Genomic DNA, 15,073 nt, shown 5'->3' with positions numbered 1-15,073 from the left:
TCGAAAGGTATGTCTGGTTCAGAATTTCCGTCCTCGTGGGGTGATCCTCGATACATCACCGCTATTGTCGGTGTGCTTGCTGTCGCCGCACTGTATGTCTATAGCGCCCTCACGCAGTCTGGCCCAACAATAGGCGAAATCACGTTCGTCTTACTGGTTGTCCTCCTCCCAACCACAGTAGCCTATGAAGCCGCTCGTCGCTGGTGAACCACCTCGTTCAGTCCACACGCTCTACGTACTAGTCACGTCAGGAAGCATAGATTGATCTCGACCTCTGGAGGGACTGTCTATGATCTCCTCTATTAGTCCGCAAGGTCGTGGCTGCGCGCGCAGCGACCGTAGGAAGCGAGCACGGAGCGGAGGGTGGGGTGGCGGGGTCTGGGTCGGTCCGGCACACAGCAAAAAAAGAAGAGTGCTCCGACTGGCTATGCTTCCCACCACCGACCGCGCTCTGGGAAGTGGATATCCGACCACCCAGTCAGCGCGATTGAGCACCGACCTTCGTACCAGTTTTTCGCTGCTGCCCGGAACCGCACTGTCTGGCCTTCCCGCACCACGGTTTGATTCGACCGTTCCCAGCAGGTGAACTTGATTTTCCCGCTGTCATCCGCTATCAGCCCGACTTGCTGAATCGCGCTACTGCTCGGTTCCCAAAGGGTCTGCACAGTTCCTTGAACTGTCACCTCACCGACCGGGACGTCCGGCACGTCCGCGATGGGCACGATCGCCCCCGGCGCCGCCTTCAACTCCTCAAGGGTCTCCAGCACCGCCTTCGTCACGTCCTCTCCGCGCTGCACCTTCTCGGCCAGTTGCTTCGCGACGACCGCTCTCGACCAGCCGCCCTGCACTTCATCGCTGATCCGCATCGCCTGCTTGTTCACCGCCGCGAGTTCCTCCTGCGTCAGCTTCTCTCGGGGATCCGTGCACTCCACCGGTTCGGGCTCGTCCCGGCCACACTGCTCGACGACGACCTCCCGCGTCCGCTTCGCGCGTCCCTCCTGCTGACTGAGTTCCGCCTGGGCACTGATGTGCTCCAGCTCGGCTTCCCGGGCCTCGATACGCTCCTCCTGTTCGAGAGTCTTCCCGAACATGTGATCCGGGCCCTCCTCGACCCGCGCATCTGGGTGGTTGGAATCGACTTTCGCCTGTACTTCCATGTCGACCGTCGCTCGGAACTCCGGGGTCTCGTCGACGACCTCGAACCCATCCTCGTCGACCTCAGCTTCATCGTGTTTCTCGAAAGCCTGTTCATCGACCGAAACTACTTCACTGGAGACGTTCTTACTTGACATTGGAACTCACTGGTTCCTGAAGGCGCTCACGCGCCCGACACCGCGATGCTCCTACATCGCGGATTTCCTCGACGACAACGACCGACAGACTCGTCTGCGCGCTCTCGCTCGCGCCTTCGCGAGCGCCCTGTGGGCGCGAGCGAGAGCGCGCACGAGGCGGACGATCATCCAGCACCGCGCGCCGACCCGCCCGGAGCGAGCGGCCAGCGGGATATGCCCGCTCGTGTCCGGCCCGATGTGCGGGTCCGTGTCCAGGGCGACTGTCGCCGAGAACGCGCGCCGCGGTGTGGCGCGCGACAGCGCAGGCGGCACAAAGCGCTGGAACGCGAAAGCCCGCAAGGGGCGCAACCGACGGGGATACCCGCTGGCGCCGAGGGCACATCCATTTTAGCCCGGAACGGGCGCGGGCGGTGCGGAGAGCGCCCGCACGCCCGGAATGGTCGGTCGCGAGCGACGCGGAGGGCGGCAGCGGCGAGCGGGGCGGGCCGCTACGTACACACCTGTTCAGCCGGCTACGTCGCTCGGTGAGGCATCTACCGTCCTGGCGGACTCAGAAAGGGCGAGGCCGTCTCGGTCGTCCCCCGACCCCGCAAGCACCACAGGCACGAGGAGCGCAGCGGTGGTCGCGGGATGCCGAGCGGCCGAGGGCTTTCAGAAACTGTATTTCAATCGTCGTGCTGCGCGTTCAATTCTGTAAGGAACTGGCCGGCTGCTGTCCCGATACGAACACCGTCGACGTTACGCATCTCGAGGTCATGCGTGGCAGTCCGAAAGGGGTGGTGGTCGACGAGGATACGTTGGATAACAGTTCGGACGGGGCCGGTCCCGTACCTGTCGACGACAGTCGCCATCATCTCGTCGAGATGTGCATCCCGGTGCTCCGTCCGGGGATGCTGTGCGCGCTCGAGGATGAGTTCGACCACGTCGTCAACTGATGCGTGCTCGGGGTTCTTCGTTCGTTCACGAACGTCGTAGAGAGCGTCGTTATCGGACATTCCAAATCACTTCGAAGGATCCTCCATGGTGTCAGGGCTCCTCGAGCAACGAGCGAGCTCGCTGCACGTAACTGTTCGCGCCCCAGCTACGGGCGTCACTGATCGCATCGAGGAGCAGCCGCGCATCAGCAGCTGATAGGTGTTCAGTTCGAACGAGAACCGAGAGCAGTGTCGGTGTTGTGACGAGCCTGGTATCAGCGAGGGAGGCGTGGATCAAGCCAAGTTGGTTGAACTCGTCACAGAGGAAGAGCGCAGCATCGAGATCGTTCGCGAGCGTGACCGCCGCGTTTTCACCGTCATCGAGGGGGAACTCGGCATCGAGGTCCACCGATTGTGTCGTGAATGACTCCGTTTGGTCGAGGACGGCGGACGCGGCGTGTCCATGGACGTCATCGTAGGAGGCGATCTCTCGGAGTTCATCGATGACCGCCGTTGGGACGACGACCTCGTACCGGGAGAGACAAAGTGCGAGTGGATCGGGATCGTCGTCAGTAACGATGCCGAGACTCACGAGGGCGGAGGCGTCTGCGATAAGCCGCGACATCTAAGCGTCGGCGACCTCGTCGATGAAGTCCTCGTCCAACTGCTGTTTCAACACTCGGAGGTTTGCCGCCTCCTCGGCGCCGACGAGCGCTTTGAGTTGCTCGAAGGTGATCTCATCGTCGTAATAGGCGGCAGCGATCTCCTGGGTGAGTGCGTCGTCGTGAGTAGCTTCTTGGAGGTACTCCCGAAGCGCGGTCACGAGGACGTCTGTTCGGTCTTCCCCGAGGACTGCGGCCAGTGCGTCGGCCCGGTCGATGAGGCGATCGGGGGCCCGAAACTGCACGCGCTTCTTATCGGTGCTCATGATGTGTACATTGTGAGCCAACGCACTTAGCCGTTTTCGTGTGTACGATGTGAGCCTCACTCGGCCAAGCGTCACCCGTCCACGAGATGCTCCTCGAGGTCACGCGTCCAGTACGTCGCGAGCCCACCAGGGCTACAGCGAGCACACAGTTGGAGCGGCCCCTCGAGATGGCCGAGTTCGACGCGGAACCGGGTAAGTGCCGCGAGGGCGTCGACGACCAGTCCGCACCCGTCGCAGGCGTGGTGGTCGCGCTCGTCGGGATCCGACCGCGTCTGGGTGGCGCAGTCGACACAGATTGGGTGCGTCACCCGTTCGTCTTTCCCCCACGTATGCGCCTCGCCCATCTCTGCACCGGGCGGTGAATCGCAGAACGCACACCCAGAAAGCGTCTGTTGCATCAGTTGTCCTCCGGGTCGGCGTCGGTGGCGGCCTGCCAGCCACGATGGAACACAGCGAGCTGGGTGATCGACTCGAAGGGCTTGCTACTGGGCTCGTGGACGAGAATGCGTTGGTCAGGGATCGGCGTCACCACATCGTCCTCGACAAGGTCGCCAACGAGACGGCGGGCAGTCGCCTCATCGATGTCCGCCGTCGCGACTCGGGACGCATCCCGATCCTGTGCAACGAGTTCGTTTTCGAGTCGTTCGTAGTCGTCTGTCGTGTCGTCGATGATATCTTGACCAGGCATAGGAACTCACGCTTCTGCACGCGCTTCGAGCGCGCCTCACGCCTCCTGGCGCCGATAGACACACCTGCGGTGCGGGCACGATGTCCTACGTCAGCGATCTGCCTTCAGCTAGCCTCGTTCCTGGTTGGAAGGGAGCATGACGCTACTCCAACACCTACTGTGAGCCACCCCTTGCTGTCGGTCCCTGTCGGTCTGTTAGAGTGCGATCACGAGCCCGGTCACGAGTGTCACGAGCCCGAGTGCCAGCCACGTCGTCCGCGCTGCAAGGCGCTGCCAAACCCGCCTCCCCAGCTGGCGGAGTTGATCACGGAGGGCTGCCCGTCGTTCCGTTTCGAGGACTGCGACTTCATCGTAGTAATCGCGGCGATCTGCGGGAAGCGTCCGGAGTGTCGTCTGGCAATCGCTGCAGGTGTATTCGAACTCTGCCCGGACGTGCTGGCGGCGGAATTCTTGCTCGCCGCCCTCGTCGTAGCCTGTGACCTCGTACACGAGGAGTTTCGAGACGAAGCGACGAGCCCCGCATTCCGGACAGTGGTTCAGCCTGAGCGTTGGCGTTCCATCCTCGCTGCTGGCATCGTCTGGCCACGACGGCTGCGAATCTGTGTCCTCGGTCTCTCGGGGTGGCCTCGTGTGGTTTTCTGACGGCGATGCACTCGCTGTCTCGGAGTTACTGAACGTAGACATGGATTCACCTGTGACTGCACTCAGCTGACACCAGACTGGACACCACGACGGCTCTCGTGGTGGTGCCTATCGGGCTGAGCGCCGTCACCCTTGGTCGGCGCGATAAACGCCACTGCGGGGGAGTCGTCTATTCGTCCCACAGTACTGCAATCCGGTCTTCGACCTCGTCGAGGACCAGTTGCAGGACATCACGATGATCGGTCGGCCAGGAGTCATCATCACCGGGTGTCGGGGCGGTGGGCGGGGGATGGACGTGGTCGCGCGTATTGTGGGGGTTCGGATGCTGATCCCATCGGCATTCCCAGGTGTGCTCCGAATGGACCTCTCGATAGTGGATTGTGAAGTCGTCGTTCGTGTACCAGCGGACAGTCAGGGTTGCGTCGTCGACGGGTGCTGGGTAGTACGATGAGGCAAAGACGACCTGAAGCCCGAGATGGCCGCTTGCATCCGTGATGACCGCTTCGGAGACCTGCCTCGTCGCTTGGAGCCGTGTCTGAAGGAACTCGAGGATTGGGCGATCGATGGGGGCCGGGCTCCCACCATCGCCTGTCGGTGGCACCATCGAGCGGGCTACCCGGATGCCTGTTCGCGTTCGCTACCCGTGCGTTGCTGGCGCGCCCGTTCGTAGCAGTCTCGCTCTTCGCGGGCGGTCGCCCAGTCGCCGAGGTCGCTGTACACGTCGTCGATGGTCCGTTCGTCGTTGCCCTCCGCGGCGGCGACGGCATCGACCGCGGCCGGTGACGCGGCGTCGTACGCCTCTTCATACTCGGTGATGCGCGTCGTCACCTCGCGAACGCGATCCTGCAGGTCCTCGACGGAATGGTCGGCCGCGAGCTGGTTGATGCGTCGCCACTCGAAATACGCGTCGTTGCGCTCGTAGGTGGCTGGATGGCCGTCGTGTCGGGTGACGATGCCGAGGTCGTCGAACCACCCCAGATACTTCCGGGCGGTCTTGGGGTCACAGTCGGCAGTGTCGGCGATCGCGCTCGCCGTCGTCGGCTCGCGGGTCTGCAGGATGGTGCCGTAGATGCGCTGTTCGACGTCGTCGCTGCTGAACGGCTCCTCGAAGGGGGGCGGCCCATCGGCGGCGTCTGTCCCGGACATATTCAGGATTGCAGCGCGAAGGATATAGTTCTTACTTCGAGGAATAGTTTCCTGCAATGCAGTCTCCCCCCGGTAGCCCCCGTTTTGCGGCGAGATTGAGCGTAGTTAACCAACAAATAGCGCGATATAGCGAGTCTGTTGGTTAATCTTCTCGGCTCGCAGAATCAGAACGCTCGAGGGAGGGCTTTTCGGATGGCGGTGAAGCGGCGCCGCTACTAAGATTGGCCACCGAAGAATCGACTCAACAGAGAGGCTGGCTCTGAGTCATCACCGGTCTCGATCGCAGTACCGGAGTCTTCCTCGTGGGATTGCGCAGTCTCCTGGTCACGGGCTGCGAGTTCGTCGGTGAGGCGCTCGATCTCTGTTTCGAGGGTCTCGATCCGCTCAGTCTTCTGTTCGAGTGTTGCCTCGAGTTCGTCGACGCGCTTACTCAACAAGCGGTTTTTCTCCGCCAGATACGCACGACTCCGGTCTGCCTCGTCAGGCGTCCCGCCAGTTGCGACCCCGTCAGGTGTGCCGTGGGGATCTGCGGCGTCGTCGCCGGCGTCCGGGTCGTAGAACTCCGACGTGGTTGCAATCGCTCGCTCGATGGTCTTCTCCCCGTACGTCGACCCGTCAGCGTAGTGGACCTCGTCCCACTTCTCCCGAAGCAATCCCGACTGGCGGAACAGCTGCTCCATTTGGGTTCGGTCACCACCGGTCCAGAACGCCAGCAAACAGCACAGCGCCATGTCGGCCTCGGACTGACTGTCGTAGCCGACCGTATTTCCGTTCCAAAGCCGCTCGAACTTCTCGCCGTTCGATGCGTTGCGCGCTTTCTCGAGGAGGTCCTCGTCTTCGAGGTCGACGTCAACGTCGGCTGCACCGGTCGTCAGTGACCGGTCGTCAGCGCCATCATGGTGCTCGGACTCGGGTGCTGTGTCACGCTCGGTGTCCTGGACGTACTCGCGGTGAATCGCTGTGAGCGCGTCCTGCCGGCGTGCAACCCGAGTGGGTGTCCGCTCGACGTGATCGCCAGTGACGGTGAAAAAGCGTGCCATGTCGTACAGTTCGACGCTCCCACGCCGATTCCGCCCGTCGGGGAGTGTGCCGGTAATCAAGACGTGATAGCCAGTACCGGACGGTGACACCTCCGTATAGGAGTCGAGTCGTGCGATGATGTCCAGTGCCGCGTCGTCGACGTCGCCGGCTTCAGGATCGCGGCAGTCGTCCAGATCGACGCCGACGATGGGGTCGTCGTCGGTAAACACGAACCCGACGCCATCGGCGTGCTCCGTCTCGGTGTAGTCGAGTGCTGCCTCGAAACTCGCCCAGGTCTCCGACTCTGTTGCTGACGCGAACCCCCCAGCCCCTGGCGTCACCGGAATCTTCGTCGGTTTGCCGTCCCGCTCTGCCTCCCGCCAGCACACCCACTGGTCGCGGTCGCGTAACGTCTCCGGAATCGCCTCCGGCTCGTTGACGATAGGGTCACTCATTCCTCACGTAGCACCTCGCATGGCTCTCACTGGCTCTGAGCCAGCACAGAACTCTCTCTGCGTTACGTCTCGATCCAATCCCTTGGTCCCAACGGGGACCCCCCGTTCTATCCTAGTTGGTTGTTGGGTGGAACACTCGCTATTGCTGGTTGCAAATCGCTGGACGTGAGCGTGTTCCACCCATTTCGGTCGGTTCGTTGGTGTTCCGCCCATTGAGAATTTGGGTGGAACATGCCGCCGTCGGGGGATTCTCGACTTGTGAGTCTGGTGAGTTGAAATCATGATTCTGCTTGGGTGGAACAGGCCCCGAGATGTCGCGATGATATCGGGAATTGGACCGTGTACGTCCATTTCATGACTCTGATCTCTCTTCAGAGCGAATGCGGACACCAGTGTAATGCCAGACGGGTTCCCCGTCGATTCGCTTCTTCGTGGAGTCCACCTCGATGTGGGTGTTGAGCTTCCGTGTGAACCAGCTCTTATTCAGCGGATCATCGATGCCGTGTGCCTCTGCCCAGTCGTTGTAGAGGCCGAATACGTCATCTTTCGGCACGGCCCCATCCACGTCTTCGATAAGATATTCGTCGACGAACGATTCGAAAGAAGGTGGCGATTGGTCTTCCTGGTCTTCCTCGACAGTCTCATCTGCCTGTTCGATCTGACTAGGTAGTTCGTCAGCGGCCGCTGATTCGGGCGATGCCGGACGGAGCGGCCCGTCGGTGATTGCCGAGAGTGGCCGCTTCTCATCGTTTTCATATACGACCGATTCCGCCTCATCGTGAAGGATAACGATGCCATACGTCGAACGTGTGTAATCTGGTACGGGGAGTTCGGCTTCGGGGACGAATGGCTTCTTGACACGTACCCAGTCGTCCTCGAACGCCGGTTTCGTCTCGTAGATGTGTTGCTCACCGTGCTCGTATACGACGTATTCGTCGGCAGCGTGGTCGTAGCTGTAGATGGCCGGAACACGATCTTTCGAGAGTTTTCCAGGCGATGGGAGGCGGATGTGTTCCGTCCCGCTGGTATCACGAAGGACGATCTCGTCGCCATCACGCTGCCAGATGTTCTGGGTCCCGTTCTCGTCGTCGGTCGCCGGTCGCACGGCCGTCACTCCACCTTCTTCGGTCGCTCCACCGTTGAACGTGAGATTCGAGTCAGTCGTGTAGAACCGTGTCGCGTCATTCTGAAGGGTACGGACGGGTGGTGTGAGAATGCCGTCAACGCGCTTGGCCCACTCAGTTTCGTCGTTTCCTGGTCGAACGACAAACAGCGGGATATCCCCTGCTCCTTGGGCCTTCCGGAGATTCGTGAGTACCTTCGCGGGATTCTCGGGTGTCGTCGTTTCGACTTCGATGGCGAATCGATCGGCAACGTCGGGGTGGCTCGCCCTCGCGTCAGGTTTCTCGCTGCCATCCTGTGCGAGGATCGAGACGGTGAAACCGAGTGCAGTGAGTTCTTCCTCGATCTGGCGGAGTGCTGCGTCGTGAGCACTTCCACCAGCGGCCTGCACGTCACCAGTATCGGGTGTTGCGACCTCTTCTCCGGCTTTAGTGAGCCGGATGCGGAGCTCGTCGGCGTCGATATCGACGGTCGTATCGAGGTATCGTGATCGTTCTCGGATGTCCGCGAGTGCATCATACGACGGCGGCTCGGCGTCGACGTCGTCGAAGAGCCGTCTGAGTTCGTCGTCAACTGCTTCAACGGCTACCCAGCCGTTCTCCTCGCGGCATCCCTCTCGGAGCTGAAGACTCCGAACCACGTTCGCAATCGTGACGTCCAGGTCGTCGCTCCCGATATCGAGCACCTCGTGTCCGTCGGTCGGTGTTCTCGTTGTTGAGGCGTCTGTTGCAGCCGGCACGCCGTGTTCGTCACTGATGTCCTCGTGCATCGAGGAGAGCGTCTCAGTGAACTCCTCCTCTTCACGCGCTGTGAGTGGAGATTCGCTTTCAGGGTGGCCCGGCGGAATCGGGAGTGGTTCGAGACTGAACGGATACGGACCCGTTTCACCGAACGTCGGGCTTGGCAGGCTGGCGATCCACTCTCCGCGCGGCAACGAACGAATCCGATTGGCGAAATCTGCGGGGTCCATTTCTTCGTGGGCCATCGCTCGCGCCAGTTCTCGGTCGACGTTGATTTTCCCGATGAGCGAACTGCCGATGTTGTTCAGAGCGTTCAGGTAGATCTTCCGCCCACCTTCAGCCTCCATTTGTTCGGGGAACTGCATCGACAGGCCAACAGAGAGCCGGAATCCCCGCCCTTTCTCGAGGAGATCGTTCATGATGTCGGAGACCACGACCGACGCTGCCTCGTCGACGAGCAAGTTCACGACGTAGTCGTCCGAGTGCTGGGAGAGCGCCTGTTTGCGATCCTTGAGGGCTGCATCGAGATTGGTCAGGATCACACCGGTCATAATCCGGGCGGCGTCATCGCGGAGGTCGCCGAGGTCGAAGAGGATGACCGTATCCTCGTCAAGGACATCCCGAAAGTCGAACTGGTTCTCGGTATTGTTGAAGATCTGCCGCAGATGCGTATCCTGTGAAATGTACGCAAGGCGGTTTCCGACACCACCCATCACGTTCGCGAAGGTGTTCGGATCTAACTGGAGCTGCCGTCGAATCGTCCGCGTGACTTCCTCGTCGCTCGACCGTGGGGCGTCGCCGATGTTCTCGTTCGGTGGCCCAGCCTCCCAGAGCTGGTCGACGACGTGTTCGAGCTGTCGGTGGGCGAAGTAGTCCGTGGACGCTCGGTATAGCCCGTTCTCACGCCCGTATTCCTCGTCGAACAGTGCCTTGATGAGTGTCTTGATGAGAGTCGGGGCCACAGTCGCCCGCTCGTAGCGGTCGGTTCCCATCACGAGCTTCAAAATTTCTTCGTAGTGGTCGGCCTTCCGTTGGACGGCGTCTTCGCGGCGCCGTCCGCTCTCCACCGACGGTTCGAGATCGAAAAACGAGAACCCAGGGAGCACGTCCGGGATCGGGAAATGGACGACGTTCTCTTCGAGGTCGGTCATTCCGAACCGACGCGCGTGAGCCCGCATGTAATTCTGGGCCATATCGTCGTTCTTCGGGATGATGAGGATCGTCGGCCCCTCGGTGTTGTCGTACAGCGACAGCAGGTCGTTGATGAGGGCTTTCGACTTCCCAGAGCCGGTTGTTCCGAACCGACCGAAATGAGTGGGCAACAGCCCGGGTGGAATGTGTGTCGGCACGTCTTCGGCCTCGCCGGTGTCGTCGAGGGCATACCCGATTGCCATCCCGTCTCGGAACTCACGCATGAGGTCCTGATGAGGACGGGGCAACGGATTCCGACTCTGCTGTTCTGCACGCGTCCCACGTGCCCCTTCGACAGTAAGCTGTTCCGAGGAGGGGACGAGTACGAAGTGCGCGAGTTCTCGGCCACTCAGGACGAACTCCGGTCGGGTCTTTCCACGGCCAGTCGTGATCTCACGATCCAAGAGCCGCTGCAGCGCCGCTCGTGCGTTCCGGTCTTTCGTGGCTGCCCGGAAGCCGCTGTCACGCAACCGCTCGGCTTCAACCTGGTAGTACGGCCCGTCAAGCGGGTCGAATACTGGGACCAGTGACTGTATCCGCTCATCGAGATCATCGCGACCGTCACCACCGGATGGAATCCCGACTGCTCGGATGTTCGCGGTGAACGACCGCTTCGGATTTGTTGCCTCGATTGCCGCGACACGTTTTGCAACCGCGTCGCTCAGCTGGTTTCTATCCCGACTCTCCGGCTGATCGTCGAGTTCGAAGAGGGAGCCAATAATCTCCTGTGCGAGTGTGTCTCGTCCGTCGATGACGTCCTCCTTGCGAAGGTCGGCATCGGACTGCCAGTTCTCGCGTCGCTGGAAGACGACCTGGAACGCTACTGGTGCTGTCGCCTCCATTAGGTGATCGACGAGCGACGCGAGCGCACCCCCTGGTTGATCCACGGCTGGGAGTTCTGCTTCGTCGTCGGCAGTAAATGGCGAGAGTGAGGTCATCCAGTCTTGCTTCCGAGTTGCCGACCCCTGCCACCGTACGCCGAGTGGGGAGACGGATTCGGTCGCTGGCCGGGCGAGTATCGTCCCCTCCGATGTTACCGTTGGTTTGGCAAGTGTCGTGAGTGGCTCATCCTCGGGAATCGCATCTGGTGGGGCGAGTTCGAGGGCAGTATCGCCGATCTCGATGAAGTGGTCGGGAGACTGGTTGCCGACTGTTCCTCCATCCGCGACTGATTCAGCGTCCCCTGGCCTCGCTTGACTGTTGTCGTCAGTGCCACACTCGTATTGCTCGTCAGAGCCGAACTCGTACGTGAGATCGCCTGACTCATAGTGCTCGACGAATGTCTCGCGGTCGAATTCGACAGGCTGCACGAGTCGGGATGCGACGTCGACCTCGGTACGCTCGATGTCGAACGTCTCGGGATAGATCGACCGGAGCCGTTTCTTCAGGGTATCCAGATGGTCGTCGGCACCGTAGTAGAATTCGACGGGGTCATCCGCCCCCTCGCTGAGCGCGAGGAATTCGAATCGTAGCGGTGTGTCGCTATGTAGCGGATTGAGTTTGTCAGCTAGCCCTGTCGAGTCCGTTGAGGTCAGTTTGTGGAGGCTCTCCAGTGCCTGCGGTAGACGCTCCGGATTGAGGCGTTCGGAGGTTGGCGTCACGCGAAGGTACTCACGCATCGTCGTCACCTCCCGTTTCCCCGCCATCAGTCTCTGTTGGCGTCCGCTCAGGTGAGCGTTGTCCGTTGTCGGTCGCTCGGCGTTCAATCTCATCTTGGAACGCCTGCACGTCCGCGTCCACGGCGTTCTCACCAGTCCCGGGGAGTGAGGCTCGCCGTTGCTCGGTTGGCTCGAAGTCGATGACCTGCTTCTCCTTGGGCATCGCTTTGACCTGGATGCCGCGCCACTCGCCGTCGACGCCCACCAGGGCCTCGGAGAAGCCGGCGTCCTCGTTGCCCGGCACGGCGTCCTGGACGAACCGCATCTGCGCGTAGTTCAGCCCGAACTCGTCGGCCCACTCCTCGTCCATCCCGTCGAGGCGGTGGAACTGCTTGACCGCACACTGATCCAAGATGGCCTCGCTCTCGGCGTGCTCGAAGAACTCGTCGACGGTCTGCGTGACCAGGCGGATCGAGAGGTCGTGGTGGCGGTGGTGCCGGAACACCGTTTCGAGGAACGCCAGGCTCGCGGCGTCCTGCATGATGTAGCGCGCCTCGTCGATGTAGAACACGACCTCCTTCTCCGAGACTTTCGCTCGCTCGTAGACCAGCGAGATGAGCAGCTGCATCGTCAGCGCCGTGCTGCTGTCAACGCTACCCTCCTGCTGAGCGAGGTCGAGGTAGATGACCTTCTCGTCCCGAATGTCGAAGTCGGACTCCTGGCCGAGATTCGCGTGGCGACCGTCGTCTTCGAAGGGGCGGAGCTGATCGAGCAGCCACGTCGCGTCCTCTTTGATCTTCCCTGCCTCCTCGTCGGATCGAACGACGAACTCCTCAGGGTCGTCGACCATGTCCTCGAAGACGTCCATCATCTCGCGGATGGTCGGACTCGGATTGCTGTGCGTCGAGATGTCGTCGGTGATGCCGTTGCGCTGGTAGGCACGTTTGAGGGCGAGTTCGAGCGTGGTGCGCCGATCTCCCAGTGAGATGCCCCGGAGGGCGAAGAAGTTCGTGAGGAAGCTCATCGCGTCGTCGAGCTTCTCGTTGAACGGGCTCGCGTCCTCGCCCATCGCCCGCTGGACGTGCTCGGGCGTCTCTCGAATTTCCAGCGGATTCAGCCCGAGCGTCCCACCGACGGTGATTCGCTTGGCGTCGAGCGCCTCTGAGACCCCCGCCCAGTTGTTCAACGGCTCGAGGATGATGCCGATACGGTCCTTGCTCTGCTCGATGGAGCGGATGAAGTTCTGCTTGGAGCTGAACGACTTCCCCGAACCCGTGTCGCCGACGGTGAACATCGCGTACCCGTTATCTCGGGCGAACGGGTCGATGACCACGGGGCTCTGGTTGTCCTTGTGAATCCCGAACTCGACGCCGCCCTCCTCGAGGATCGTCGCGTTGTGCGGCGAGGAGAGTAACGCACCGACGGCGCCACCGAGCGCAATCGATGTCCGGCCGAACTCGTTGTCGCCGATGGGCGCGGCGGACTGAAGGGCGAGGTCCTGCCGACAGATTGCGGTCTTCGGCGTGAGGTTCGCCGGGTCGTCGCGAAGCGCACTCTTGACCTTCTGGACAGCGTCTCTGAGGTCGTCTTTCTCGTCGGCCCGGACCGTGATGAACATCCCCTGGTCGAAGACGTTCGCGCCGTTCTCGACGGCCTTGTACGTCGCTGCGGCCTCGTTGGCGCGCTCTTGGAGATAGGCGCTCCGGATACTCTGTTCGAGGTCAGCATCCACCTGAAGGTCGTCAGCGATGTCTTGCAGTTCGTTCCGGGCCCGCTCCTGATTTTTCGGCGTGATGTGGGCCGTCAGATCGAACTGGACGTCGGTCATCTCGAAGAGGTCGCTCAGATACCCGTCGTTGGGATAGTCGGCATAGTTAGCGATATACAGCGTCGTCGTCCACTGCTCGCCGACCCGTGCGGCGCGCGTTTCCCACTCGACAGCTCCGGGCGCGGTGACGGTCTTGTGCGACTCGGAGATGTCGTCGAGGAGCTTGCGTTCGGCCTCGCCTTCTTCGAGTGTCTCCTCGTCGAGGACATCGGTAAAGTCCACGTCTGGTTCATCATCCGCAGTGAAGCGGTCCCAGAGGTACTTACTGCCGACGCCAAGGCCGAGACCCACCACAAGGGCAAGTACTGCACCCTCTGCTGGTGTCAGGTTCTGGAACCACTCGGCGACGGGGCCAAGCGCGTCACCACTTGCCTGGAGGATCACGTTACGCATCGTGTGGGTCCTCCCGGCGTGAGTGGCCGATGATCGATTGGTCGCGAACGGCACGTTCTGCCTCGTCGTAGTCGTGTTCGCGGCCGTTCCAAAAGTCCATATTCAGAACGAACAGCTCGACCGTGCTGAGTCGACGTGCGGACCACCCCGACGCCTGCTGGATGAACTCGGATCGCACGTCGTTGACGCGACTGTCGAGCTTCTCGAACATCTGCGCACGACGTTCGACGTCGGTAAGGTCCTCGCGGCGGGTGACGAACGGGTTGAACAGGAACCCGATGACGGGGAACTGGGTCAGCTTCTCGGCGGGGGTACCCTCGTCGCGGAAGCGGTCGTAGACCTCTATCGGGCTAACTTCAACGCCGATGTAGTACCGGACCTGCTGGATACCCCGGTCACGCATCTCTTTCGGCCGTGTCTCCCGGTACTCTTCGAGGAGTTCCCGGAAAATCGGGTTCTCCGTGACGTCTTCGTCAGTGAGGCGCTCCTCGATGGTCTCGGTGATCTGCTCCACCGGAAATGAACGGGTTGTGGCGTGGAGTTTGAGCTTCGAGTCCAGTTCTTTGTTGGCGAACTCTTCGCCAGCATCCTGGAGCTGCGCCCAGTCGTCGGACATCGCGAAGTCCATGTTGGCCGGATCGATCTCGATGAACGCCTCCATCGCGCCGTCTTCACGCTGGATGGCACCAGCGCCCGGCCACGCCCGCTTGATGTTCGTGAGGTCCTGTGTCCGCTCGTCCGGCTTGAACGGCGTGTAGTTCGCGAGTCCGCCTTCGTTCCGCTCTGACTCGTTGGTACTCGTGTCGGCGTCGGCGGGCGCACTGAACGTGACCTGAGGCCGTTTGAGGTACCGATAGACGTCTTTGGTCCACGTCCAGGCGTTCAGGTGGGTTGGTGAGACGTAGATGACGGCGACGCCAAAGCCAAGCCCGCCAGCAACGAACGGGAGGGCCAGTGATTCGATCCCGGTGAGGCCAGCGATAAACAGCCCAATAATGGGGAAGGCGATGAGCATGCCAACGTCTCCTTCCTCGATATTGAGATACGGGATGCGACTCTCCTCGCCGAACTGATCCATGATACGCCGTGCGGCCGCGTCTTGATCTGTTGACATTG

The 15,073-nt window shown here is 61.5% G+C and carries 13 protein-coding genes; all 13 read right to left on the bottom strand.

Annotated elements, in window-relative coordinates; genetic code table 11:
• Positions 1 to 425: 425 nt before the first annotated feature.
• A complete protein-coding gene (locus tag C5B91_RS18835; protein ID WP_119712828.1) occupies positions 426 to 1,292 on the bottom strand; it encodes a DNA-binding protein in 867 nt (288 codons plus the stop codon).
• Positions 1,293 to 1,957: 665 nt separating this feature from the next.
• Entirely contained in the window at positions 1,958 to 2,287 is a 330-nt protein-coding gene (locus C5B91_RS18825) for a hypothetical protein (RefSeq protein ID WP_119712827.1), read from the bottom strand.
• Between the two features lie 31 nt (positions 2,288 to 2,318).
• Positions 2,319 to 2,831: a hypothetical protein gene (locus C5B91_RS18820; RefSeq protein WP_079235407.1), complete on the bottom strand. Its 513-nt coding sequence runs from the start codon at positions 2,829 to 2,831 to the stop codon at positions 2,319 to 2,321.
• Positions 2,832 to 3,134, bottom strand: coding sequence for a hypothetical protein (locus C5B91_RS18815; RefSeq protein WP_119712826.1), 303 nt, complete (start codon positions 3,132 to 3,134; stop codon positions 2,832 to 2,834).
• A gap of 71 nt (positions 3,135 to 3,205) precedes the next feature.
• The gene (locus C5B91_RS18810) at positions 3,206 to 3,532 is read right to left on the bottom strand and encodes a hypothetical protein (RefSeq protein ID WP_119712825.1); all 327 of its coding nucleotides are present in this window, start codon (positions 3,530 to 3,532) and stop codon (positions 3,206 to 3,208) included.
• Positions 3,532 to 3,822 (bottom strand): hypothetical protein, encoded by a 291-nt coding sequence (locus C5B91_RS18805; protein WP_119712824.1) that lies wholly within the window; start codon positions 3,820 to 3,822, stop codon positions 3,532 to 3,534. The genes C5B91_RS18810 and C5B91_RS18805 overlap by 1 nt, the downstream gene beginning before the upstream one ends.
• A 195-nt stretch (positions 3,823 to 4,017) precedes the next feature.
• On the bottom strand, positions 4,018 to 4,506 hold the full coding sequence (locus C5B91_RS18800) for a hypothetical protein (RefSeq protein WP_233547717.1): 489 nt from the start codon (positions 4,504 to 4,506) through the stop codon (positions 4,018 to 4,020).
• A gap of 127 nt (positions 4,507 to 4,633) precedes the next feature.
• Positions 4,634 to 5,068: a hypothetical protein gene (locus tag C5B91_RS18795; RefSeq protein ID WP_119712823.1), complete on the bottom strand. Its 435-nt coding sequence runs from the start codon at positions 5,066 to 5,068 to the stop codon at positions 4,634 to 4,636.
• An 8-nt stretch (positions 5,069 to 5,076) separates the two neighbouring features.
• A complete protein-coding gene (locus tag C5B91_RS18790; protein ID WP_119712822.1) occupies positions 5,077 to 5,610 on the bottom strand; it encodes a sugar-specific transcriptional regulator TrmB in 534 nt (177 codons plus the stop codon).
• Positions 5,611 to 5,825: 215 nt separating this feature from the next.
• Positions 5,826 to 7,085 (bottom strand): hypothetical protein, encoded by a 1,260-nt coding sequence (locus tag C5B91_RS22525; protein ID WP_199708849.1) that lies wholly within the window; start codon positions 7,083 to 7,085, stop codon positions 5,826 to 5,828.
• A 352-nt stretch (positions 7,086 to 7,437) separates the two neighbouring features.
• Positions 7,438 to 11,784 (bottom strand): primase-like DNA-binding domain-containing protein, encoded by a 4,347-nt coding sequence (locus C5B91_RS18780; RefSeq protein ID WP_119712821.1) that lies wholly within the window; start codon positions 11,782 to 11,784, stop codon positions 7,438 to 7,440.
• The gene (locus C5B91_RS18775) at positions 11,750 to 13,957 is read right to left on the bottom strand and encodes a VirB4 family type IV secretion system protein (RefSeq protein ID WP_119712820.1); all 2,208 of its coding nucleotides are present in this window, start codon (positions 13,955 to 13,957) and stop codon (positions 11,750 to 11,752) included. Before C5B91_RS18775 ends, C5B91_RS18780 begins: the two co-directional genes overlap by 35 nt.
• Positions 13,950 to 15,071, bottom strand: a complete 1,122-nt coding sequence (locus tag C5B91_RS18770; protein ID WP_119712819.1) for a hypothetical protein — start codon at positions 15,069 to 15,071, stop codon at positions 13,950 to 13,952. The genes C5B91_RS18775 and C5B91_RS18770 overlap by 8 nt, the downstream gene beginning before the upstream one ends.
• Positions 15,072 to 15,073 lie beyond the last annotated feature (2 nt).

Origin of the sequence: Haloferax sp. Atlit-10N, from assembly GCF_003586325.1 — an archaeon.
In the GTDB taxonomy this organism is placed as follows: domain Archaea; phylum Halobacteriota; class Halobacteria; order Halobacteriales; family Haloferacaceae; genus Haloferax; species Haloferax prahovense.
This window is presented reverse-complemented; position numbering and strand designations above follow the sequence as displayed.

Bases quoted from the DNA above. Each gene is read 5' to 3' on its own strand.
- C5B91_RS18770 (WP_119712819.1), bottom strand. From the start codon at position 15,071: ATGTCAACAGATCAAGACGCGGCCGCACGGCGTATCATGGATCAGTTC.
- C5B91_RS18820 (WP_079235407.1), bottom strand. From the start codon at position 2,831: ATGTCGCGGCTTATCGCAGACGCCTCCGCCCTCGTGAGTCTCGGCATC.
- C5B91_RS18790 (WP_119712822.1), bottom strand. From the start codon at position 5,610: ATGTCCGGGACAGACGCCGCCGATGGGCCGCCCCCCTTCGAGGAGCCG.
- C5B91_RS18775 (WP_119712820.1), bottom strand. From the start codon at position 13,957: ATGCGTAACGTGATCCTCCAGGCAAGTGGTGACGCGCTTGGCCCCGTC.
- C5B91_RS18815 (WP_119712826.1), bottom strand. From the start codon at position 3,134: ATGAGCACCGATAAGAAGCGCGTGCAGTTTCGGGCCCCCGATCGCCTC.
- C5B91_RS18805 (WP_119712824.1), bottom strand. From the start codon at position 3,822: ATGCCTGGTCAAGATATCATCGACGACACGACAGACGACTACGAACGA.
- C5B91_RS18800 (WP_233547717.1), bottom strand. From the start codon at position 4,506: ATGTCTACGTTCAGTAACTCCGAGACAGCGAGTGCATCGCCGTCAGAA.
- C5B91_RS18825 (WP_119712827.1), bottom strand. From the start codon at position 2,287: ATGTCCGATAACGACGCTCTCTACGACGTTCGTGAACGAACGAAGAAC.
- C5B91_RS18780 (WP_119712821.1), bottom strand. From the start codon at position 11,784: ATGGCGGGGAAACGGGAGGTGACGACGATGCGTGAGTACCTTCGCGTG.
- C5B91_RS18795 (WP_119712823.1), bottom strand. From the start codon at position 5,068: ATGGTGCCACCGACAGGCGATGGTGGGAGCCCGGCCCCCATCGATCGC.
- C5B91_RS22525 (WP_199708849.1), bottom strand. From the start codon at position 7,085: ATGAGTGACCCTATCGTCAACGAGCCGGAGGCGATTCCGGAGACGTTA.
- C5B91_RS18835 (WP_119712828.1), bottom strand. From the start codon at position 1,292: ATGTCAAGTAAGAACGTCTCCAGTGAAGTAGTTTCGGTCGATGAACAG.
- C5B91_RS18810 (WP_119712825.1), bottom strand. From the start codon at position 3,532: ATGCAACAGACGCTTTCTGGGTGTGCGTTCTGCGATTCACCGCCCGGT.